This window comes from Winslowiella arboricola (assembly GCF_025527015.1).
GTDB classification, from domain to species: domain Bacteria; phylum Pseudomonadota; class Gammaproteobacteria; order Enterobacterales; family Enterobacteriaceae; genus Erwinia; species Erwinia arboricola.
Window position 1 is genome coordinate 964,527 of the sequence record NZ_JAODIM010000043.1, and the last position, 22,106, is coordinate 986,632.

A 22,106-nucleotide genomic window follows, 5' to 3' on the forward strand; every position below is an offset into this window, starting at 1 on the left:
ACCAAAATTGATCAGGGTCAATTTTAACGCTTAAAACTCGGATTAATACCCATATAACCGGCGATGGCCGGGGCTCTCCGGCCACGTTTAACCCGGTCAGCCAAGGGTCTTAAAAGCCTTAATACGTTGTAAATGCGGAGAAATATTTTTGAATTTATGTCCCTCTACCTCATCCCAGACAATCTCGTAATAATCATGCAAGGTGCTGGCGCTGCGTTGATTATCCAGCGCTTCATCGCGGCGGGAAAGGATGGTCAGACAGCGATCGCGATTTTTGTCACGAAAATTACTGACGCATTTAGTGGCAATATCCAGGTACTCTTCTGGCCGGTCGATTTTGCCGGTCATATTCTCCTGGGGGAACAGATTAGGATTAAACATCACCTGGCGAATATCGCAGAGAAAACCGATACGTTCTGCCCAGTAGCCGCCGAGGCCTACGCCACAAATCAGCGGCCGCTCATCCACGTTCAGCTGCAACATTTTGTCAGTCTCTTTTAACAAATGCTGCATATCATGTTTCGGATGCAGGGTGCTGTAACTCAGCAAACGTACATCGGGATCGATAAACTGCAGTTGCAGTACCTTCTCATGATTCCCCGGACTGTTTGAATCAAAACCGTGCAGATAGATGATCATCGTTATCCTCAGCGTTGGTTACGGTAAAACCCACACTAAAGATAGAGCTTAATTCGCGGCGCTGCTTTGATCGATGACAGATTATCGACTGCAGCAGCGCCTGGGGGCTATTTGCCCGCTGTGGTATGCGCCAGCCAGCGCTCATGCAGCTGAGTCAGCTGACGATTCGCGCGCTTCCAGCGTTCTGACTGCATTAGCTGCTGACGGCTGAACGATCCCTGGTGATACAACTGGCTGACGCGTTCGGCTTTCACTGGTGACAGATTATCCAGCACGCTCACCGCCCCGTCGCGGTTATTGCACACCAGAATCATATCGCAACCGGCATCGAGCGAAGCCTGACCGCGCTCTGCATAGCTACCCATAATCGCCGCCCCTTCCATCGACAGATCGTCGGAGAAAATCACGCCATCAAAGCCCAGCTCAGTGCGTAATACCTGCTTCAGCCAGTGCGGCGAACCGCTGGCCGGGCGCGGATCAACCTCGCTGTAGATCACATGCGCGGGCATAATCGCATCCAGCGCCCGCTCATCAATCAGCTGGCGGAAGATCTGCATATCATGCTCGCGGATCAGCGCTTCATCGCGGCCATCGTGCGGCGTCTCTTTATGCGAATCGGCGCTGACGGCGCCATGCCCCGGGAAGTGCTTACCGGTGGTTTTCATGCCGGCTTCATGCATCCCGGCAATAAAACGACGCGCGACCGCCAGCGCAATCGCTGGATCCTGGTGGAAAGAGCGCTCGCCAATGGCCGCACTGATATGGCCGATATCCAGCACCGGGGCAAAACTGATATCGATATCCATGGCGATCATCTCTGATGCCATCAGCCAGCCCGCCTGTTGCGCCAGTTCACCGGCGCTGATGCTGTCATTCAACGCGGCGAATGACTGCATCGCCGGTAAACGGGTAAACCCCTCGCGGAAGCGCTGCACGCGCCCGCCTTCCTGATCCACCGCCACCACTAAACGATTACGTGAAGCTGCACGGATCTGGCGTACCAGCTCGCGCAGCTGCGCAGGATCGTGATAATTGCGGGTAAACAGAATCAGACCGCCCACCAGCGGATGTTGTAAAATTTCGCGCTCTTCGGCATCCAGTTCATAGCTCTGGACATCCAGCATCACCGGACCAGGCGTGGTCAGCTCCATCATAGATAGTATTCCTGTTGCAAAGCAGGCGCCCATAATAGGCGATCGCCGCGTGATTTGCAGGAGGGGAAATCGGAAAATCGCTGCTTACAGCGCCCGCCAGGCGTCGGCGGCCAGTTGCTGCAGATGGCAGTCGCTACTCTGTTCGGCACGCAGCTGATACCAGCTGGCCATCAGCACGCGCAGCCACGGCTGCCAGCGCGCAATTTGCTGCGTCAGCTCATGGCAATCGATCTGGTTGTGGTGCGCATAATCCGCCACCAGCTCGCCGCTAAGCGTACCGGAAAGCGTATTCGCCGCGATAATTGCCGCCAGCTCTAAAGCAATATCGCCGTCACCGGCATACTCCCAGTCAATCAGCCGCAACTGAGCGCCACACTGCAGAATATTGCCGGCGTGGATATCCATATGCAGCGGCGCCAGACGCAGCGGTTGCGGTTCACCCCGACACGTCAGCCGCTGTAATGCGCGTAACCAGCGGATATTGCGCTGGCGGCACAGCTGCCAGTAACGCTGCAACAGCGGCAATATCTGCAAGCGGTAACCGCTAAGCGGTTGATGATGCAGGCGACTGAGCATCGCCACCAGTTCGGCCAGATGCTGCGGGATCTGACTGCCGTCCAGCACCTCACCCGGCAGCCATTCCAGCAGTAACCAGTGCGGGTTATGCCCATATACCTGCGGCGTCAGGCCACTACTGGCAAGACGCTTTAGCAGGCGATATTCACGGCGGCGGCTGACAAACGGGATCGGTTGCGACGACTCCCGGCGCGCCAGCATCTGCTGCTGGCCGACAGTCACTTTAGCAGTAAGACCGGTCAGCCCGGCTAATGGGGAAAAGCAACCGGCGGCCTGAGCCGCCGGAAACTGTCGGACAATAAGCTGCCGCAGCGTGGGATCAATGCTGTACGTCACCGTTGCCCGACCAGATGATTTCGCCCGTCTGCACCAGCATCAGCTGCATTTGCAGTTCAGGGGATTTCACATCGCCCTGCGCATTGGTGTAAACCACATACTGCGCGCCGACATAACGGGCCAGACCAATCGCTTTACTGCGTGAGGTCAGGCTGTCTTCCGGCGACAGACCGAGGGTCTGTTTGGCGACATTCAGCTGCTGGTTGGTCACCAGGGTGAATTTGCCGTTATTCGCCAGCGCATTTTGCAGTGCGGCAGTGGCTTTGGCGGTCTGCAGATTGCCATTGGTGCTGTTCTTAATCCGATCGACTAACAACACACTGCCCTGAGTTACGCCATCAGCCTGCAACATTTTCGCCACTAACGGCTGCACGCTGGCATCCCAGTTAATGGATACCAGTTTTGGCGGCTGTGGAACCGGCACACCGGGTTGCGGTTGCGGCGGCGGAACGGGTTGTGTTGGCTGGGCCGGTTCTACCGGGGCTGGCTGTTGAGGTTGCTGTTCACGGACACAACCGCTGAGGATCAGCGCCAGTAACATCACGCCGGAAAGTTTATACATACTGCTGGTCACAAATGTTCCCCTTAAAGATAGAGATAAAGTCGCACTTTGCTGGCGGTAAGATTACCCAGCTGCGAAGCGATTTCGACTTTAGCGTGTGCAGGCACCACCACCTTACGCGGGCGTTCAAAAGGCTGAATCTCCAGACCCTTATCGTCGTACCAGTAAAAGCGATAGTTCACCTCCACCGCATTTTCCTGCTGATTATCCAGCACGCTGGCGGCGCGCTGTTGTCCGTCGCGTTCGCTGATTGTCGGTTCATCGGTGGTGATGCCCGCCGATAATACTGAGGACTCCATTACCAGTGACTGCGAGGTATTGATCTTTGGCGGCTTGCTACTGCAACCGCTAAGGGCCAGCAGCACGGCAATACCGGTAAACAGAGCGCGCATAGGGGGAGTCCGCTGAGTTATCAATGAGAAAGCAAAGGCCCAAGTGGACGACCGCCAACCAGGTGCATATGAATATGGTACACCACCTGACCAGCATGTTGATTACAATTCATAATTAAACGGTAACCCTCTTCGGCAATACCCTCGGCTTTGGCAATCTTCGCCGCCACGGTTATCATCCGTCCCAGCGCCTGCTCATGCGCTTCTGTCGTATCGTTAGTGGTGGCAATCAGCACGTTGGGAATAATCAGCACATGAGTCGGTGCCTGCGGGGCGATATCACGAAAAGCGGTCACCAGCTCATCCTGATAGACAATATCAGCCGGAATTTCGCGGCGAATGATTTTACTGAAAATAGTTTCTTCAGCCATCGTGTAAATCCTTAGCGAAAAGATAAGTTATGGCAGTATGAGCGAGAAATTTGTTTTCTTTCAAGCCTCAAGTGACTTTTCTTTTACCTGCCGCATAGCTTTACGCCATTTCCGCCTCAGTTAACCCTTCTTTACGATTTTATGTGCGATCTCTCGCACTTCTGCATGCTGCGCCCAACAAAAATAAAACGATGTTTTATAAATTTAGACTCTGGTCAGCCTGCTCTTTGTATTTTTGCCACTTTCCATTAGCGGATTGCCAAATTGCGAAGGTTAAGCCGTCGCTATCGCTCTAATTTCATGCCAATCCGTCTGAGTTGTCCGGTATCCGTGTTTTTTCACTACAGGTTTTGACCAGGGAGTATTGAAGATGCCCTCTCGTAAAATTGGCTTAGCCAACTACCTCGCTTACGGCTCTGGCGATTTTCTCGGCGCTGGCACGACCGCGCTGACCGCCGCCTGGCTGCTCTACTTCTATACCAACTTTTGTGGCCTGACGCCGATCGAAGCCACCTTTATCTTTGCAATGGCGCGCGTGCTTGATGCGGTTATCAGTCCGCTGATGGGCTTTTTGACCGATAACTTCGGCTCAACACGGCTGGGCAAGCGCTTTGGTCGCCGTAAATTCTTTATCCTGCTCGGTATTCCCTGCGTCTTCAGCTACAGCCTGATGTGGGTTGGCGATATGAGCTATCTGTATTATCTGCTGACTTATCTGCTGTTCGATATCGTCTACACCATGATTCTGGTGCCATATGAAACGCTGGTGCCGGAAATGACCGATGACTTTAAAAAGAAAACCAAGTTCTCCGGCGCCCGCATCGCGCTGGCACAGCTGTCGGCGATCCTTGCCGCTTTCCTGCCGGGCATCCTGCTGGGTATTTTCGGCAAAGATAATGCCATCTCGTTTTTCTACTCCAGCCTGGTGTTCTCGGTGATCTGCGCACTGGTGCTGACGCTGGTATGGTTCTTTACCTGGGAACGCGCGGCGGAAGATTTCTCAGAGGAATCGCGCCGCGCTGAAGAGGAAAAACAGCAGCTCAACTTACTGCAGAGCCTGAAAAGATTGTATGTCGAACTGGCTTCCACTTTCCGCATCCGTATCTTCCGTCAGCATCTCGGTATGTACCTCGGCGGTTATATTGCCCAGGACGTGTTTAATGCGGTGTTCACCTGGTATGTGGTGTTTGTGCTGATGCAAAGCGCACAGGTCGCCTCCAGCCTGATGGGGACGATGGCGATTCTGCAATTTATCGCCGTGATGGGGATGATCCCACTCTGTATCCGCCTTGGGCCCGCGCCCTCCTATCGCCTGGTGGTGGTGCTGTTTGGTTGCAGCGCCCTCTCCTATGCCGGTCTGTGGTATGCCGGCATGAATGACAATATGTCGCTGTTACTGCTGATCTCGGCGATTGCCGGTCTCGGCCGCGGTGGTATCAACTACGTGCCATGGAATATCTACACCTATATCGCCGACGTCGATGAGGTCATTACCGGCCAGCGCCGTGAAGGCATCTTTGCCGGCATTATGACCCTGACGCGTAAAGCCTCGCAGGCGGGTGCGGTGATGTTTGTCGGCATCGTGCTGCAGCTCTCCGGTTTCGTTTCCGGCCAGCCCAGCCAGAGCGAAGCGGTGACTCATACCATTTTGCTGATCCTCAGCGTTGGCACCGTGGCCGTACTGGCGATGGGCTTCTTTATCTCGCTGCGTTTCAAACTCAATCTGCATACCCACAGCACCCTGCGCGCCGAGACGCTGAAAATGCGCGAGGCGGGCCGCGCGGTACCGGAAAAAATCACCCCGGACGCCCGCGCCACGGTGGAAGTTCTTGCCGGTATACCATACGAAAACCTGTGGGGTAACAACGATATTGGTTTCCTGAATCGCAATAAAGCACCGGCGCCCGCACTGCCAGTAGCCCACAGCGGCACGGTGCCCGTCACTCACACGATAAAACGATAGGATCGCATAATGACGATATTCCCGGTTAAACAGAGCGCATTACTTCGCCAGCCCGAATATCTGCTGCCACGTCAGGAGCTGATGCAACTGATTGGCAAACTGCAGGATAATCTGGTGAATATTACCGACCATAGCGGCGAGTTCTTACTGCGGCTGGATGATGGTCGGGTGATCGATACCAAAGGCTGGGCAGGCTGGGAGTGGACCCACGGTATCGGCCTGTATGGCATGTATCACTATTATCAGCAGACCGGCGATCAAAAAACGCTGGCGATCATTGATGACTGGTTCGCCGCCCGCCTGGCGGAAGGAACACCGACCAAAAACGTCAACACCGTCTGCCCGTTTCTGACGCTGGCTTATCGCTATGAAGAGAGCGGCAACCCGGCGCTGCTGCCAGTGCTGGAACGCTGGGCGGAATGGGTGATGTATGAGATGCCACGCACGCGATGCAACGGCCTGCAGCATATTGTCTATAACAATGAAAACCATCAACAGCTGTGGGATGACACGCTAATGATGAGCGTACTGCCGCTGGCGAAAATCGGTAAGCTGCTGGGGCGCGAAGAGTATCTGCAAGAGGCCAGCTACCAGTTTTTACTGCATGTGCAGTATCTGATGGATCGCCAGAGTGGCTTATGGTTCCACGGCTGGACCTTTGACGGCGAACATAACTTTGCCAGTGCACGCTGGGCGCGCGGCAACAGCTGGTTAACCATCGCCATTCCGGAGTTTATCGAGCTGATGGCATGGCCGGAAAACCATGCCACCCGCCGTTTTCTGTTGCAGACGCTGGAAACCCAGGTGGCGGCGCTGGAGCAATACCAGCATGACAGTGGACTGTGGCACACCCTGCTGGATGATCGCGACAGCTACCCGGAAGCCTCGGCCAGTGCCGGTTTTGCCTACGGTATTCTGAAAGCCGTACGTAAGCGTTATCTCTCACGCGATTATCTGCCAATGGCGGAGAAAGCCTTGCAGGGGGTGATCAGGCATATCAATGCCGACGGTGAGCTGACGCAGGTGTCATTTGGTACCGCGATGGGCAAGGATCTGGACTATTACCGCCAGATCCCGCTGACCTCAATGCCGTATGGCCAGGCAATGGCACTGCTGTGCTTAACCGAGTATCTGCGGGTTTATTTGTAAGCGGAAGGTCCGGGCGGTGAAATAATTAAGGGAGCTTGCGCTCTAATGTTGGTCAGTTAAGAGAAATACCGCTTAAAGTGGCCGTTTACATCCGCGCTTTCAGGGACTTCGCTAAAGTTGCGCCACCAAAGGTCAACGCTATCATTGTACCATTGGTGATTTTATGGGCGGCGAGAACGCCGCCCCTACATAAGCCTATGAATTTTCTGTAGGGGCGGCGTTCTCGCCGCCCGTGCCGATGATATGCACCATGGCGAGGCACCAGGCGTTTGAAACACGCTTAATTTTATGGATGTACCCTCCCCACAAACCAGCCTGATTAATTAAATCATATAGTTATACATTAACTGACTGGCATTAAGCTTACGTGCCCGCCGGAAATTCATTCAGCAATCAATATTGCTGATGAAATCTCAGGTAAAAGCGTCAATCAGTGGATCAGTGACGCACTAATGAAAGCCTCACACTATTAACCTGTCGCCTTAAAAAATCAAAAAAGGGAGCTCACGCTCCCTTTTTATCACCTGCTGAATGGCTATGCATGATTACGAATATAATCGTCCATTTCCGTTTTCAGGTTATCTGATTTGGTGCCGAAAATCGCCTGCACGCCAGAGCCTGCAACCACCACACCCGCAGCACCGAGTTTCTTCAGGCCAGCCTGATCCACTTTCGACACATCCGCCACGCTGACACGCAGACGGGTAATACAGGCATCAAGGTTGGTGATGTTCTCTTTACCACCAAAGGCGTTGACCAGATTACCTGCCATTTCGTTTGCTGCACCGGCAGTCTGCTCAGAAATGGTCTCTTCACGACCCGGCGTTTTCAGATCCAGTTTGGCAATCAGTACACGGAATACGGTGTAATAGATCAGGCCGTAAATGATACCGATAATTGGGAACAGCCAGATTTTACTGCTGTTGCCGCTCAGGACAATAAAGTCGATCAGACCATGCGAGAAGCTGGTGCCATCACGCATACCCAACAGAATACAGATCGGGAATGCCAGACCGGCCAGAATCGCGTGAATGCCGTACAGGATCGGCGCCACGAACATAAAGGAGAATTCGATGGGTTCGGTAATACCGGTCAGGAAAGAGGTCAGCGCGGCGGAGATCATAATACCGCCCACTTTGGCACGGTTTTCCGGCTTCGCCGAATGCCAGATCGCAATCGCCGCGGCTGGCAGACCGTACATTTTAAACAGGAAACCGCCAGATAGTTTACCTGCGGTTGGGTCACCCGCCATATAGCGTGGAATATCACCGTGGAATACCTGGCCTGCCGCATTGGTAAACTCACCAATCTGCATCTGGAAAGGAACGTTCCAGATATGGTGCAGACCAAATGGCACCAGCGAACGTTCAACCACACCGTAGATACCGAAGGCCACAACCGGGTTCTGATACGCCGCCCACTGGGAGAATTCCTGAATCGCCGCACCGACCGGAGGCCAGATAAAGGAGAGCACCACACCCAGAATAATCGCCGTCATACCGGAGATAATCGGCACAAAACGTTTACCGGCAAAGAAGCCAAGGTATTCAGGCAGCTTAATGCGATAGAAGCGGTTAAACATATAGGCCGCGATAGAACCGGCGATAATCCCGCCCAGCACACCAGTATCAGCAAGGTGTTTCGCTTCAATCTCTGCGGCTGGCAGATGCAGAACCAGCGGTGCGACCACAGCCATGGTTTTCACCATAATGCCGTAGGCCACCACGGCGGCCAGAGCTGAAACACCGTCGTTATTAGTAAAGCCTAATGCCACACCGATAGCAAAAATCAGCGGCATATTGGCAAACACCGATCCGCCAGCCTCGGCCATGACATGGGAGACAACCGCCGGTAACCAGCTAAAGTTTGCAGAGCCAACGCCCAGCAGAATACCGGCAATCGGCAGCACCGATACCGGCAACATTAGCGATTTACCGACCTTTTGCAGGTTTGCAAATGCGTTCTTAAACATATTGTGGAGCTCCTGAGTATGATTGCTTTTTTACCGCGCAGTGCGCGTTGTAAAGGGGGGAGGATCCCTTTACGGTGGAGCGTTTTAGCGCTCTCGGTATTTATTACGGAGAGTAAAATAATTCCAGTTTATTTTATTTGATGGCTATCACGTTTCCTGGAAGCTATCGCTTAAAATCTTAAAAAACGTTTAATTATTGCCAGTTTTTTAAACAAAAAAAGTGCATGCACCGTTTTACGGCGCAGCACTTTACGACTTTTGTTTATTAATTACGAGCTATAAAAAAATCAGGCCTGCGGGGCTCCGCCAAGGCGCGACAGAGGGATATGGAACAGATCTGAGAAGTTTTGCGTGGTCGCTGCCGCCAGCGTTTCTGTATCAACGCCCTTCAGCACGGCCATATAATCAGCGACATCGCGGGTATAAGCTGGCTGATTCTCTTTACCCCGGTACGGCACTGGCGCCAGATAAGGCGAGTCGGTCTCAACCAGCATGCGGTCCAGCGGCACAAAGCGCGCCGCCTCACGCAACGCTTCCGCGTTGCGGAAGGTGACAATCCCGGAGAACGAGATATAGAAGCCCATATCCAGCAGCTTGCCAGCGGTGTCCCGATCTTCAGTAAAACAGTGCAGTACGCCGCCACAACCTTCAACCTGCTCTTCGCGCAGAATCGCCAGCGTATCTTCACGCGCATCGCGAGTATGCACAATCACCGGTTTATTCAGATCGCGGCCAATGCGAATATGTTCGCGGAAAGATGCCTGCTGGCGCGCTTTCGTTTCCGCCTGGTAGTAGTAATCCAGCCCCGTTTCGCCCATCGCGACTACGCGCGGGTCAGCCGCCAGCTGACGCAGTTCGGCGAAGTCATACTCTTCCGCCTGATTTAACGGGTGGACGCCGCAGGAGTAAGCCACATTGTCACGGTCACCAATCAGCTGCTGCATCGCCTTATAACCCGGTAAGGTAGTGGCAACGGCCAGCATAAATTTCACATCACGCGCCGCGGCTTTTGCCAGCACATCATCAAGATCTTTGTGCAGATTTTCGTAGTCCAGGCCATCCAGATGGCAATGGGAATCAACTAAAAACATAAGGTTACATCCATCGGTTCGGGCGGCGAAACCATCGCCCCTACGGTTTAGCACAGGGGTGCCGTTATCGGCTCCCGCTTATCGGTAAAAAAATCTGTTCCCAGCTTAACAGCTGTTCAGTAAGAAGCAGCTCGCGGTTGACCGCGACTACATGGCGCAGGCGGTCGCGGCAGGTCATCCAGCTGCGCAGGCTGCTATCCAGCGCAGATGACGGCAGCTGTTGTGCGATTTGCCCGACCAGCGTTTGCTGATCGACATTGGCAATAAACTGCCCGCCGCCCTGCTGCCATTTCATGGCATCAATCAGTAAGGCACACAGCCAGCCAATTCGCGCAGCAGCGTCATCATGGTTCAGTACCGACAGCAAACTCAGCAGATCCTGCTGCAATGCCGTTGCCAGCGTGCTGCACAGCAGCTGACGCTGCGCCCACAGTTTCTCATCCAGCAAAGCCAGCGCAGCGGCCGGTGCGCCACTGCTCAGACGCAGCGCGCTGATGCAGTCATGCTGCGCGGCCTGAGTCTGCTTTTGCAACCAGCGCAGGCTTTGCGCCTCGTCCGGCGGTGCGAGATGCCAGTTAAAGCAACGGCTACGCAGCGTAGCTAACAGGCGCTGCGGTTCGCGGCTGCTCAGGAAAAACCAGGTATTTTTCGGCGGTTCTTCCAGGGTTTTCAGTAAGGCATTGGCTGCAGCTTCAGTCAGCTGAGCGCTATCCGGCAGCCAGACCACTTTGGCGCCGCCCTGCTGGGCATGGTGATAGAGCTTTTCGGTTACGCCGCGTACCGCATCGATACCCAGCGAGCTTTTGCCTTTTTCCGCTTCCAGCTTATACCAGTCAGGATGGTTGCCCGCCTGCATCAGCTGACAGCCATGACATTCTCCGCAACTTTTAACGCCGTCGCGGCGCTGACACATCAGCCAGCGACTCAGCGCCCAGACCAGCGCGTCATCGCCCATACCCGGCAAGGCCTGAATCAGTAACGCGTGATGACCACGGTCTGCCTGATGCTGCTCAACAATTTGCCGGTAAGGCTGATTCAGCCATGGATACCAGTTCATTACGCCTGCTCCGCCAGCCATTGCTGCAACACTGCTTTAAGTGACAACGTCACCTGTTCAATATTTTGCGTCGCATCAATGGTTTTAATCCGCGGATCGGCGGCAGCAAGTTCCAGATAACGCTGACGGGTGCGGATAAAGAAGTTCAGTGACTCCTGCTCGATACGGTCCAGTTCACCGCGCGCACGCGCACGTTGCAGGCCAATTTCGGGCGTTACATCGAGGTAAAGCGTTAAATCGGGGGTAAAGTCGCCCAGCGCCGTCGCGCGCAGCGTTTCCATCAGCTGACGGTCAAGTCCACGTCCGCCGCCCTGATACGCTTGTGAAGAGAGATCGTGACGATCGCCTACCACCCACGCGCCACGCGCCAGCGCCGGCTTGATCACCGTGTCCACCAGCTGTACGCGCGCGGCATACAGCATCAGCAGTTCGGCTTTATCAGTGACTTTTTCGCCTTCAATACCCTGCTTAATCAGATCGCGCAACTTTTCTGCCAGTGGCGTGCCGCCGGGTTCGCGGGTAAAGACCAGCTCACGAATGCCATGCTGTTGCAGCACTTCCACAATGGCCTCACGGGCGGTAGTTTTCCCCGCCCCTTCAAGGCCTTCAATAACAATGAATTTACTGTTCATTCTTTTCCTTCAGTGCCTGACGATAAACAGCAACTGCGCGATTATGACTGGCAAGGTTGGTGGTAAAAGTATGTCCACCTTTGCCATCGGCAACAAAATAGAGATAGCTGGTTTTCAGCGGATGCGCTGCGGCTTCCAGCGACGCCTTGCCCGGCATCGCAATCGGTCCGGGCGGCAATCCGCTGATGGTATAGGTATTATACGCGGTTGGCGTTTCAAGATCTTTGCGCGTCAGGCTTCCATTATATTTTTCGCCCATCCCGTAGATCACTGTCGGATCGGTCTGCAAACGCATCCCCAGTCGCAGACGGTTGATAAATACAGAAGCCACTTTACTGCGCTCATCGTTTACCGCGGTCTCTTTCTCAATGATCGAGGCCATCGTCAGCAGTTCGTCTGGCGTTTTATACGGCAGGTCGGCGACTTTACCCTGCCAGACGCTGTCGACCAGCGCCGTCATACGCTGATGCGCCCGCTTCAGCAATGCGATATCAGTGGTGTTGGCAGTATAAAGATAGGTATCCGGGTAGAACCAGCCCTCAATCGCGTCAGGGTTTTCCAGCTCCAGCGCCTGCGCCAGGGTAGCGAACTGGTCATCCGCCAGCGTATGTTTAATATAAGGCGCGGCGCGCATCGCTGTCAGCCACTCCTGTAGCCGGGTGCCTTCCACAAAGCGGATCGGGAACTGCGCCTCTTTGCCACTGGCCAGCAGCGCCAGCATCTCGCGCACCGTCATTCCCTGCGTCAGACGATAGGTGCCCGCTTTAAATTTCGCCAGCTCAGGCTGCAATTTTAGCAGCGCGCCAAACCAGAGTGTTTGCGGCACGATCTTATCACGCACTAACTGTGCTTCCAGTGCCACCCGGCCAGTGCCGGCAGGCAGCGTAAAGATAGTTTCCTGGCTAATCGCGAGCGGTGAAGCAGCAAACTGGCGAATCTGCCAGTAACAAGTGGCGATAATCAGCGCCAGAATAACTATCGCAGCGGCGATAACTTTGCGCGTTTTTGTCATGCAATATCCATTTAATTAACAATGTGGGCTGATCAGATCAAACAGCTGACGGGAAGCATAACGCCACTCTTCGACCTGATATACCGGCAAAACAGGCATCAGTGCGTTGCAAATCAGCACTTCATCGGCACGGGAGAGCACACTCATCTCCACGCTGACTTCCTGACAGTGATATCCCTTTTGTTCCAGCAGGCTGATAATGCGCTGGCGCATAATGCCGTCGACGCCGGAGTGTGTCAGCAGCGGTGTAAACACCTGCTGGTCGATGCGCCAGAACAAATTGGCCGCACAGCATTCCACCAGCTTACCCGCAGTGTCAAGCACCAGCGCCTCATCAGCGCCAGTCTGCTCAAGTTGCGTACGGATTAATACCTGCTCAAGGCGGTTCAGGTGTTTAATGCCAGCCAGCAACGGGTTCAGCCCCAGACGTACCGGACTGAGCGCCAGACGCGCACCACTTTCACGCAGACGATGATAATGGGACGGGTAAGGCGCAAATGAGACAATACGCGTTGGCGTCGAACAGCCTGCCGCGCTGTAACCGCGGCCGCCGCTGCCACGGGTAATCACCGCTTTCAGCACGCCATCACCCTGCCCGGCAGCCGCGGCTTTTATTTCAGCTTCCAGCGCCAGCCAGTCAACGCCCTCAATCAGCAGACGGCGCGCGCCCAGCTGTAAGCGCTGCAAATGGTCAGCCAGCCAGTCAACTTCGCCGTCTCGCACCCGGGCGGTAGTAAAACAGCCATCGCCAAACTGCACCGCGCGATCGCTGACCGCCAGCCGATCCTGCACTTCACCATTGATCCAAACCATGCCCTGCCCTTTTTCAATTCACCTGCGGTGTCAGATTACCCGAGTGCCCGTCTGAAGCCAAATAGCAGTGGTTTTGCTGCGGTATTATTTCTTTCCAGCGGAAAAATGCCCAGTCACTATTTACTGTTGATTATTTTTGATTGTTATCACAAAAAACAACACCGTATTGCATCGACGCTTGTTTTAACTCTGCTCTGTGGCAGAATCCGCAAATATTATTTAGGGTTGTTACTGTTCTCAGGCAAAACCTAAACCCGGCGGGCTGACATTTTTATTAATGCAGCCCGCCGGGTTTAGGTTTTTTTTTGGTCTGAATTCAGTGATGCCACCTGCGACTGAGGAGGATTTATGCCTTATACCTGAGTGTGCCTGCGAGGAATGCCTGTACAGCGGCTGACGCATGATACGCCATTATCGCATGATGATGACGGACTCCTGTTGCCTGAAAAAAAGAATATAACCAAATAAAAATGTCACCACAGCTGAGCTGAAATTAATAAAAAATTAACCCTTAACCAGAATACATTTATCTGTTAATGACAGGATGCTCATTATGACCTCATATCCTCTGAAATTAATTACTGTACTGATCGTGACGCTATTGGCGCCGCAATATGCCACTGCGGCAAAACTCACTGTTGAACAACGGCTGGAATTGCTGGAAAAAGAACTGGCCAGCAATAAACAGGCGTTACAACAAACTAAAGCGGAGTTTGTCGCCTATAAACAGCGTGCAGAGCAACAGCAGATCGCCGCTAAAAGCGCTCCGCCATCGCCACAACCCACTAACAGCGCGGTGGCGCCAGACGTCAGCAACAGCAGAAACCAGCCAACACTGAAAGAGATCAGTCAGTACGTTAAGGATGATATCGGTTTTACTTACTCCGGTTATTTCCGCAGTGGCTGGGGCACCAGCAGTAACGGTTCACCCAAATCCTATGCCATCGGCTCACTGGGACGTTTCGGTAATGAATACAGCAGCTGGTTTGATCTTTATCTGAAACAGCGGGTTTACAATGAAAACGGTAAAAGCGCGCAGGCGGTGATTTTACTGGACGGTAATGTTGGCCAGCAGTACTCCTCCGGCTGGTTCGGGGAAAATAGCGGCAATGAAAATATTCTGCAGTTCTCAGATATCTATCTGACCACCAAAGGCTTCCTGCCATTTGCCCCTGAAGCAGATTTCTGGGTAGGTAAACATCATCTGCCGCACGATGAAATTCAGATGCTTGACTGGAAAGGTTACCGCCAGGATTCAGGCGCTGGCGTCGGTATTGAAAATATGCAGCTGGGAGTCGGCCTGCTGGATATGTCGCTAACGCGTGAAGATCTCGATGTCTATAATCGCGATCTGACAGCGACCACTCAGATGAATACCAACTCGATCGATATTCGTTACCGCGGTATTCCGTTATGGGAGGGTGGCTCATTAACGCTGATGGGCAAATACGCAATGGCGAACAAAACTGATGCGCAGAAAGAGAATGAAGATAATAACAGCTATTACGCGTTAAAAGATTCCTGGCTGGCTTCGGCGACACTACGTCAGGCGCTCAGCCGTCAAGGATTTAATGAGTTAACCCTGCAAGGGGCGAATAACTCGATTGCCAGTAACTTCTCCAACTATTCAGAAGCCAACCCGTCACTGGGTGTTAATGGCTATTACTACGGTGATCATACTAATGGCACCGCGTTACGCGCTTATTCGCAGGGTGAAATGTATCTGAGCGACCGCATTATTATGGCCAACGCACTGGTCTATTCACGAGGTAGTGACGTTTACAGCTATCAGAGCGGCGCCCACAGTGACTTTGAAAGCCTGCGTACCGTAGTGCGTCCGGCATGGATTTGGGATCAGTTTAATCAGACCGGTGTCGAGCTTGGCTGGTTTACCCAGACCAATAAAACGCAGAATGGCACTAATCTGAAAGAGTCTGCCTGGAAAACCACGCTCTATCATGCGTTTAAGGTGGATACCAGTATCCTGAAATCGCGCCCGGAAATTCGTTTCTACGGCACTTATATCCATTTACTGGATAACGAATTATCCAGCTACAGCTTTGCGGACGAGAAAAACGACCAGTTTACCGTCGGCGTGCAGGCAGAGGTGTGGTGGTGATTGCGTGATTATCTGACTGAGAAAAAATAAAAAGGCCCGCAATTGCGGGCCTTTTTGGTCAATAACCACAGAATTACACTTTGCGGAAAATCAGGGAACCGTTGGTGCCGCCGAAGCCGAAAGAGTTACACAGGGTGTATTCAAGGTTACTCACCTGACGCGCTGTGTGTGGTACAAAGTCGAGATCGCAACCTTCATCCGGATTATCCAGGTTGATGGTTGGTGGCACGACCTGGTCGCGTAAGGCAAGAATTGAGTAAATAGACTCAACTGCGCCCGCTGCACCTAACAGGTGACCGGTCATAGATTTGGTGGAGCTTACCATCACGCTACGTGACGCGGCGCCAAATACCGTTTTCACGGCCTGGGCTTCCGCTTTATCACCTGCCGGCGTCGACGTGCCGTGGGCATTAACATAGCCGATCTGCTCCGGAGACAGTTGCGCATCTTTTAGTGCGTTTTCCATCGCCAGTGCTGCGCCTGCACCATCTTCAGGCGGTGAGGTCATATGATAAGCATCGCTGCTCATCCCGAAGCCCACCACTTCTGCATAGATTTTTGCGCCGCGCTTTTTCGCATGTTCGTACTCTTCGAGCACTACCATGCCTGCGCCATCGCCGAGCACGAAGCCATCACGATCTTTATCCCACGGACGGCTCGCCGCCTGCGGATTATCGTTACGCGTTGATAACGCACGTGCTGCGCCAAAACCACCCATACCCAGCGGGGTACTGGCTTTCTCTGCGCCGCCTGCGACCATCACATCAGCATCGTTGTACGCGATAATACGCGCAGCGTGACCGATGTTATGCACGCCGGAAGTACAGGCAGTGGCAATTGAAATACTTGGACCTTTCAGGCCGAACATAATTGTCAGATGACCGGCAATCATGTTAACGATGGTAGAAGGAACAAAGAACGGGCTGATTTTGCGCGGGCCACCGTTAACCAGTGAGGTGTGATTCTCTTCGATCAAACCTAAACCGCCAATACCAGAACCGATTGCTGCGCCAATGCGGCCAGCGTTCTCTTCGGTTACTTCCAGGCCGGAATCCTGCATGGCCTGAATGCCAGCGACAATTCCATATTGAATGAAGGCATCCATCTTGCGCTGATCTTTGCGCGAGATAAATTCTTCACAGTTAAAATCCTTTACTAAGCCAGCAAAACGCGTTGCGTAGGCACTAGTATCAAAATGGTCGATCAGGCTGATGCCACTCTGACCGGCAAGGAGAGCACTCCAGGTGGACTCTACGGTATTGCCGACAGGAGACAACATGCCAAGACCGGTCACAACTACACGACGCTTAGACACGTTCGTCCTCCAGGGAGGGATAATATTGACACTGTGTGGGACGTACAATAAAACTCAGGCGGTCAAATGACCGCCTGATGATGTTCAATTAAGCCTGATGATTATTGATATAATCAATTGCGGCCTGAACAGTCGTGATTTTCTCGGCTTCTTCATCCGGAATCTCAGTGTCGAACTCTTCTTCCAGAGCCATTACCAGCTCAACGGTATCAAGAGAATCAGCGCCCAGATCTTCTACAAAAGAGGCAGTGTTAACAACTTCTTCCTGCTTAACGCCAAGCTGCTCGCCAATGATTTTCTTAACGCGTTCTTCGATAGTGCTCATACTATTAAATTTCCTATCAAAACTCGCTTTCGCGATGGTTTTCGTAGTGTATAAAATGTTGAAAAAGATGCAACTAAATCCCGGCTGGTCAAACCACGATTTTACGCTATTTTGCGGCTTTTACCGCAAATAACGCAAATAATTTTCGTGATTATCAGACCATGTACATTCCGCCATTGACGTGCAGCGTCTCACCAGTGATGTACGCTGCCTCGTCAGAGGCTAAAAATGCAACGGCATTGGCGATTTCCTGAGCGTCACCGAGGCGACCCGCAGGCACTTCCGCCAAAATACCCGTGCGCTGGTCTTCACTCAGCGCACGCGTCATGTCCGTCTCTATAAAGCCCGGAGCCACAACGTTAACAGTAATGCCACGTGACGCGATTTCACGCGCCAGTGACTTGCTGAAGCCGATCAAACCCGCTTTTGCTGCAGCGTAGTTTGCCTGGCCCGCATTACCCATGGTTCCAACTACAGAACCGATGGTAATGATACGGCCCACGCGTTTTTTCATCATCGCGCGCATTACCGCCTTAGAAAGACGGAACACCGAAGTCAGGTTTGTGTCCAGGATATCCTGCCACTCATCATCCTTCATACGCATCAGAAGATTATCACGCGTAATGCCAGCATTATTGACTAAAATATCCACTTCGCCAAATTCAGCACGAATATTTTCCAACACGCTCTCAATTGAGGCCGCGTCGGTGACGTTAAGGAGCATGCCCTTACCGTTATCACCCAGATAAGTGCTGATCGCGTCTGCACCACTCTGGCTGGTCGCCGTACCTACTACTTTAGCACCGCGTGCTACCAGCGTTTCCGCGATAGCACGGCCAATGCCGCGACTTGCACCGGTTACCAGTGCAACTTTGCCTTCGAAGCTCATGTTTATCCTCGTGTTATTGTTCAATAGCCGCTGACAAGGAGGCCTGGTCATTAACCGCCGCCGCTGTCAGGGTGTCAACAATACGTTTGGTCAGCCCGGTTAACACTTTACCCGGCCCCACTTCCAGCAGCGAAGTCACGCCCTGCGCTGCCATAAATTCTACGCAACCGGTCCAGCGCACCGGGTTATACAGCTGACGCACTAAAGCACTGCGAATCGCTTCTGGCGAGGTTTCGCATTTTACGTCAACGTTATTCACCACCGGGAAGGCAGGTGCATTAAACGTCACACTTTCCAGCGCCAGCGCCAGTTTATCCGCCGCAGGTTTCATCAGTGCACAGTGTGAAGGCACGCTTACCGGCAACGGCAGCGCACGTTTAGCGCCTGCCGCTTTGCAGGCAGCACCCGCACGTTCAACGGCTTCTTTGTTGCCGGCGATAACCACCTGGCCCGGTGAGTTAAAGTTCACCGGCGAAACCACCTGACCCTGCGCAGAGGCTTCACACGCCTGCTGAATGGCGGCATCATCAAGACCGATAATCGCCTGCATCGCGCCAGTCCCTTCCGGGACCGCTTCCTGCATCAGCTTACCACGCAGCTCCACCAGTTTGATCGCTTCAGCAAAATCCAGCACGCCTGCACAGACTAAAGCAGAGTATTCGCCAAGACTGTGACCGGCCATCATCACTGGCGCTTTACCGCCTTTTTCCAGCCATACGCGGTAGATAGCGACTGAAGCGGCCAGCAGCGCTGGCTGGGTTTGCCAGGTTTTATTCAGCTCTTCGGCAGGACCCTGCTGGGTCAGCTGCCACAGGTCATAACCCAGCGCAGCGGAAGCTTCACGGAAGGTGTTCTCAACCGCTGGATTTTCCACAGCGAGGTCGGCCAGCATGCCGACGGTCTGAGAACCCTGTCCCGGGAATACCATTGCAAATTGCGTCATCATCAATTCCTGTTTATCAAAAACGAACCAGCGCCGAACCCCAGGTGAAGCCGCCACCGAAGGCTTCCAGCAGAATCAGCTGACCGCGTTGAATACGACCATCGCGCACCGCTTCGTCCAGCGCAGCCGGAACCGAAGCCGCAGAAGTGTTGCCGTGACGATCAAGGGTCACCACCACTTTATCCATGTCCATTCCCAGCTTACGGGCAGTAGCACTGATAATGCGCAGGTTGGCCTGATGCGGCACCAGCCAGTCAAGGGCTTCACGGTCAAGATTGTTCGACTGCAGGGTTTCATCAACGATATGAGCCAGTTCAGTGACGGCCACTTTAAACACTTCGTTGCCTGCCATCGACAGATACGGTACGTCCTGCTGATTAGCACGATCCTGATACGGCAGCTTTAACAGTTCGCCATAGCGGCCATCGGCATGCAGATGCGTGGAGATAATCCCCTGCTCTTCGCTGGCGCCGAGAACGACTGCACCGGCGCCATCGCCAAACAGGATAATGGTGCCGCGATCTTCAGGATCCAGCGTACGCGCCAGCGTATCTGCGCCAATCACCAGCGCATGCTTAACCGCACCATTTTTAATATATTGATCGGCCACGCTCAGCGCATAGGTAAACCCTGCGCAGGCTGCGGCGAGGTCGAATGCTGGCGCATCATTAATGCCCAGCATTTGCTGAATCATACAGGCCGAACTTGGGAAAGCATGGCTTGACGATGTGGTCGCGACAATAATCAGCCCGATCTCATTTTTATCAATGCCAGCCATCTCCAGCGCGCGCTCAGCGGCGTGGAAGCCCATCGTGGCTACGGTCTCATCCGGACCGGCAATGCGGCGTTCACGAATCCCGGTGCGAGTGACAATCCACTCGTCCGACGTATCCACCATTTTTTCCAGATCGGCGTTAGTCCGCACCTGTTCGGGTAAATAGCTACCCGTACCGATAATCTTCGTATACATGTACGCTCAGTCACTCTTAGGTAATACAGCCTCAAGGCGGGCAGCAATTCGCTCAGGAACTTGCCGCCGCACCGCCTGCTCTGCCTGTTGTATCGCCACAGCAAATGCGCGTTGATTCGCTGCGCCGTGGCTCTTAATTACGGTGCCCCGTAATCCTAACAGACAAGCGCCATTGTACTGGTCGGGGTTGAGGTGACCAAAGCGTTTCGCCAGACGTTTTTTAATCCAACGTCCGAGCAATGTCATCCACCACGCCCTTTTGTTACCTTCGCCCGGTGATTTCAACAGCGAAAGGAACATCCTCACCACGCCTTCCATCGTTTTCAGCGTGACGTTGCCCACGAAACCATCGCAGACTAAAACATCTGTTTTACCGGTCAGAAGGTCATTGCCTTCAACGTAACCAATATAGTTGATATCTGGCGACGCTCGCAGAATTGCTGCGGCATCGCGAATACTGTCGAGACCTTTCGTCTCTTCCTGACCGATATTAAGCAGTGCGACGCGCGGGTTAGCAATGTCGAGCACCTGCTCCGCCATCACCGCGCCCATAATGGCAAACTGCACCAGCAGCGCGCTGTCACACTCAACGTTGGCGCCGAGATCCAGCACTACCGTCCTGCCCTGCTGCTGATTTGGCAGCACGGTCATCAGCGCCGGACGTTCAATCCCGTCCAGCGGTTTTAGTAATAATTTAGCCAGTCCCATCAATGCACCGGTATTACCGGCACTGATACAGGCTTGCGCCTGGCCCTCTTTCACCAGCTCCAGCGCCACGCGCATCGAGCTGCCGCGACTGTTGCGGATGGCCTGCGAAGGCCTGGCATCACTGGCAATAACCGATTCTGCAGGAATGACCTGCACACGCCCCTGTAAAGCGGAATCAGCTTTGGCAAGTGATGTCGAGATTTTGTCGGGGTCACCGACCAGAAGAAGATGCAGTTGCGAATTAGAGGCCAGTGCCTGCATTGCGGCAGGCACTGTCACGCAGGGACCGAAGTCCCCGCCCATGGCATCTATCGCCAGGGTCAAACGTGTCAAAGTATCGCCTTGCGTGACCGCAAGATATTACTTAGCGATGACCTTGCGACCGCGGTAGTAACCATCCGCAGTGATGTGGTGACGCAGATGAGTTTCGCCAGAAACTTTATCTACGGAAAGAGCGGCGGTGGTCAGAGCGTCATGTGAACGACGCATGCCACGCTTGGAACGGGTTGGTTTATTCTGTTGTACGGCCATGGACCTTACTCCTATTACTTACGCTTTAAACTGGCTAATACGGCAAATGGATTTGGTTTCTCCGCCTCTTCAGGCAGTTTGCCAAACACCATGTCCGCCTCGGACACTTCACAGTGTTCAGAATCATGAACCGGAACGACAGGCAAAGCGAGGATGATTTCATCTTCAACTAATGCCAGCAGATCAATTTCGCCAAACTCGTTGACGTTGATCGGCTCGTACGCTTCCGGCAGTGCTTCAGCCTGATCGTCATTGACCACCGGACTAAAACAATACGTTACGTGGACGGCGTGAGGGAATGACTTACCGCAACGCTGACACGACAGAGTTACCGCCAGCTCAGCAGTGCCATTCAGCACCGCGAGACGTTGGTTGTCGATCGCGAACGACATAGTACATTCAACATCACTGTCCACACTGACGACCGACTCGGCGACGCGCTCCACCTGTTCAGGTGTATAGACGCCCTGATAATCCAGGCGTTTTTGAGCCGTACGAACCGGGTCAAGAGTCAGGGGTAATTTTACCTTTTGCATAGGGCGCGCATATTATCTTTGTAACGACGTAGAGTCAAAGAAAAAGGCCGT

At 53.5% G+C, this 22,106-nt stretch carries 24 protein-coding genes; 4 read left to right on the top strand and 20 right to left on the bottom strand.

Going from position 1 to position 22,106, the window contains the following annotated elements; genetic code table 11:
• Positions 1-96: 96 nt before the first annotated feature.
• From ycfP to hinT, 6 genes are all read right to left on the bottom strand, one after another.
• A complete protein-coding gene (gene ycfP / locus N5923_RS21955) occupies positions 97-639 on the bottom strand; it encodes an alpha/beta hydrolase YcfP (RefSeq protein ID WP_267143960.1) in 543 nt (180 codons plus the stop codon).
• 107 nt (positions 640-746) lie between these two features.
• Positions 747-1,790, bottom strand: coding sequence for a beta-N-acetylhexosaminidase (gene nagZ, locus N5923_RS21960; protein WP_267144211.1), 1,044 nt, complete (start codon positions 1,788-1,790; stop codon positions 747-749).
• An 87-nt stretch (positions 1,791-1,877) separates the two neighbouring features.
• On the bottom strand, positions 1,878-2,705 hold the full coding sequence (gene thiK / locus N5923_RS21965) for a thiamine kinase (RefSeq protein ID WP_267143959.1): 828 nt from the start codon (positions 2,703-2,705) through the stop codon (positions 1,878-1,880).
• Positions 2,689-3,267, bottom strand: coding sequence for a penicillin-binding protein activator LpoB (gene lpoB / locus N5923_RS21970; RefSeq protein WP_407704542.1), 579 nt, complete (start codon positions 3,265-3,267; stop codon positions 2,689-2,691). Before lpoB ends, thiK begins: the two co-directional genes overlap by 17 nt.
• Before the next feature lie 23 nt (positions 3,268-3,290).
• Positions 3,291-3,659, bottom strand: a complete 369-nt coding sequence (locus N5923_RS21975) for a YcfL family protein (protein ID WP_267143957.1) — start codon at positions 3,657-3,659, stop codon at positions 3,291-3,293.
• A gap of 20 nt (positions 3,660-3,679) precedes the next feature.
• Positions 3,680-4,030, bottom strand: a complete 351-nt coding sequence (gene hinT, locus N5923_RS21980) for a purine nucleoside phosphoramidase (RefSeq protein WP_267143956.1) — start codon at positions 4,028-4,030, stop codon at positions 3,680-3,682.
• 370 nt (positions 4,031-4,400) lie between these two features.
• Here hinT and N5923_RS21985 point away from each other — a divergent pair, with 370 nt between their 5' ends.
• The 3 genes from N5923_RS21985 to N5923_RS21995 all read left to right on the top strand — a co-directional run bounded on the left by N5923_RS21985 (position 4,401) and on the right by N5923_RS21995 (position 7,615).
• Complete coding sequence (locus tag N5923_RS21985) at positions 4,401-5,993, top strand: MFS transporter (RefSeq protein WP_267143955.1); 1,593 nt, start codon at positions 4,401-4,403, stop codon at positions 5,991-5,993.
• A gap of 9 nt (positions 5,994-6,002) precedes the next feature.
• Positions 6,003-7,142 (top strand): beta-galactosidase BglB, encoded by a 1,140-nt coding sequence (bglB, locus tag N5923_RS21990; RefSeq protein WP_267143954.1) that lies wholly within the window; start codon positions 6,003-6,005, stop codon positions 7,140-7,142.
• A 380-nt stretch (positions 7,143-7,522) separates the two neighbouring features.
• Positions 7,523-7,615, top strand: coding sequence for a hypothetical protein (locus tag N5923_RS21995; protein WP_267144678.1), 93 nt, complete (start codon positions 7,523-7,525; stop codon positions 7,613-7,615).
• Between the two features lie 62 nt (positions 7,616-7,677).
• On the opposite strand, the gene ptsG is transcribed toward N5923_RS21995, so the two are convergent.
• The 6 genes from ptsG to pabC form a co-directional block, all read right to left on the bottom strand.
• Positions 7,678-9,114, bottom strand: coding sequence for a PTS glucose transporter subunit IIBC (ptsG, locus tag N5923_RS22000; RefSeq protein WP_267144656.1), 1,437 nt, complete (start codon positions 9,112-9,114; stop codon positions 7,678-7,680).
• A gap of 287 nt (positions 9,115-9,401) precedes the next feature.
• A complete protein-coding gene (locus tag N5923_RS22005; RefSeq protein ID WP_267144655.1) occupies positions 9,402-10,205 on the bottom strand; it encodes a metal-dependent hydrolase in 804 nt (267 codons plus the stop codon).
• A gap of 64 nt (positions 10,206-10,269) precedes the next feature.
• Positions 10,270-11,262, bottom strand: coding sequence for a DNA polymerase III subunit delta' (gene holB, locus N5923_RS22010; RefSeq protein WP_267144654.1), 993 nt, complete (start codon positions 11,260-11,262; stop codon positions 10,270-10,272).
• Entirely contained in the window at positions 11,262-11,894 is a 633-nt protein-coding gene (gene tmk / locus N5923_RS22015; protein WP_267144653.1) for a dTMP kinase, read from the bottom strand. The genes holB and tmk overlap by 1 nt, the downstream gene beginning before the upstream one ends.
• Entirely contained in the window at positions 11,884-12,906 is a 1,023-nt protein-coding gene (gene yceG / locus N5923_RS22020) for a cell division protein YceG (protein WP_267144652.1), read from the bottom strand. The genes tmk and yceG overlap by 11 nt, the downstream gene beginning before the upstream one ends.
• A 15-nt stretch (positions 12,907-12,921) precedes the next feature.
• Complete coding sequence (pabC, locus tag N5923_RS22025) at positions 12,922-13,719, bottom strand: aminodeoxychorismate lyase (RefSeq protein WP_267144651.1); 798 nt, start codon at positions 13,717-13,719, stop codon at positions 12,922-12,924.
• A 553-nt stretch (positions 13,720-14,272) separates the two neighbouring features.
• On the opposite strand from pabC, the gene N5923_RS22030 reads away from it, so the two are divergent.
• Positions 14,273-15,838, top strand: coding sequence for a carbohydrate porin (locus N5923_RS22030; RefSeq protein WP_267144650.1), 1,566 nt, complete (start codon positions 14,273-14,275; stop codon positions 15,836-15,838).
• Between the two features lie 73 nt (positions 15,839-15,911).
• On the opposite strand, the gene fabF is transcribed toward N5923_RS22030, so the two are convergent.
• The 8 genes from fabF to yceD all read right to left on the bottom strand — a co-directional run bounded on the left by fabF (position 15,912) and on the right by yceD (position 22,055).
• Positions 15,912-17,153, bottom strand: a complete 1,242-nt coding sequence (gene fabF, locus N5923_RS22035; protein WP_026111805.1) for a beta-ketoacyl-ACP synthase II — start codon at positions 17,151-17,153, stop codon at positions 15,912-15,914.
• A gap of 88 nt (positions 17,154-17,241) precedes the next feature.
• Entirely contained in the window at positions 17,242-17,478 is a 237-nt protein-coding gene (gene acpP, locus N5923_RS22040) for an acyl carrier protein (protein ID WP_013201680.1), read from the bottom strand.
• Between the two features lie 154 nt (positions 17,479-17,632).
• The gene (gene fabG / locus N5923_RS22045; RefSeq protein ID WP_267144649.1) at positions 17,633-18,367 is read right to left on the bottom strand and encodes a 3-oxoacyl-ACP reductase FabG; all 735 of its coding nucleotides are present in this window, start codon (positions 18,365-18,367) and stop codon (positions 17,633-17,635) included.
• 13 nt (positions 18,368-18,380) lie between these two features.
• Positions 18,381-19,310: an ACP S-malonyltransferase gene (fabD, locus tag N5923_RS22050; protein ID WP_267144648.1), complete on the bottom strand. Its 930-nt coding sequence runs from the start codon at positions 19,308-19,310 to the stop codon at positions 18,381-18,383.
• Between the two features lie 16 nt (positions 19,311-19,326).
• Entirely contained in the window at positions 19,327-20,280 is a 954-nt protein-coding gene (locus N5923_RS22055; protein WP_267144647.1) for a beta-ketoacyl-ACP synthase III, read from the bottom strand.
• Positions 20,281-20,286: 6 nt separating this feature from the next.
• Complete coding sequence (plsX, locus tag N5923_RS22060; protein ID WP_267144646.1) at positions 20,287-21,321, bottom strand: phosphate acyltransferase PlsX; 1,035 nt, start codon at positions 21,319-21,321, stop codon at positions 20,287-20,289.
• A 27-nt stretch (positions 21,322-21,348) separates the two neighbouring features.
• On the bottom strand, positions 21,349-21,519 hold the full coding sequence (rpmF, locus tag N5923_RS22065) for a 50S ribosomal protein L32 (protein ID WP_067429617.1): 171 nt from the start codon (positions 21,517-21,519) through the stop codon (positions 21,349-21,351).
• Between the two features lie 14 nt (positions 21,520-21,533).
• Entirely contained in the window at positions 21,534-22,055 is a 522-nt protein-coding gene (gene yceD, locus N5923_RS22070; RefSeq protein WP_267144645.1) for a 23S rRNA accumulation protein YceD, read from the bottom strand.
• Positions 22,056-22,106: the final 51 nt, after the last annotated feature.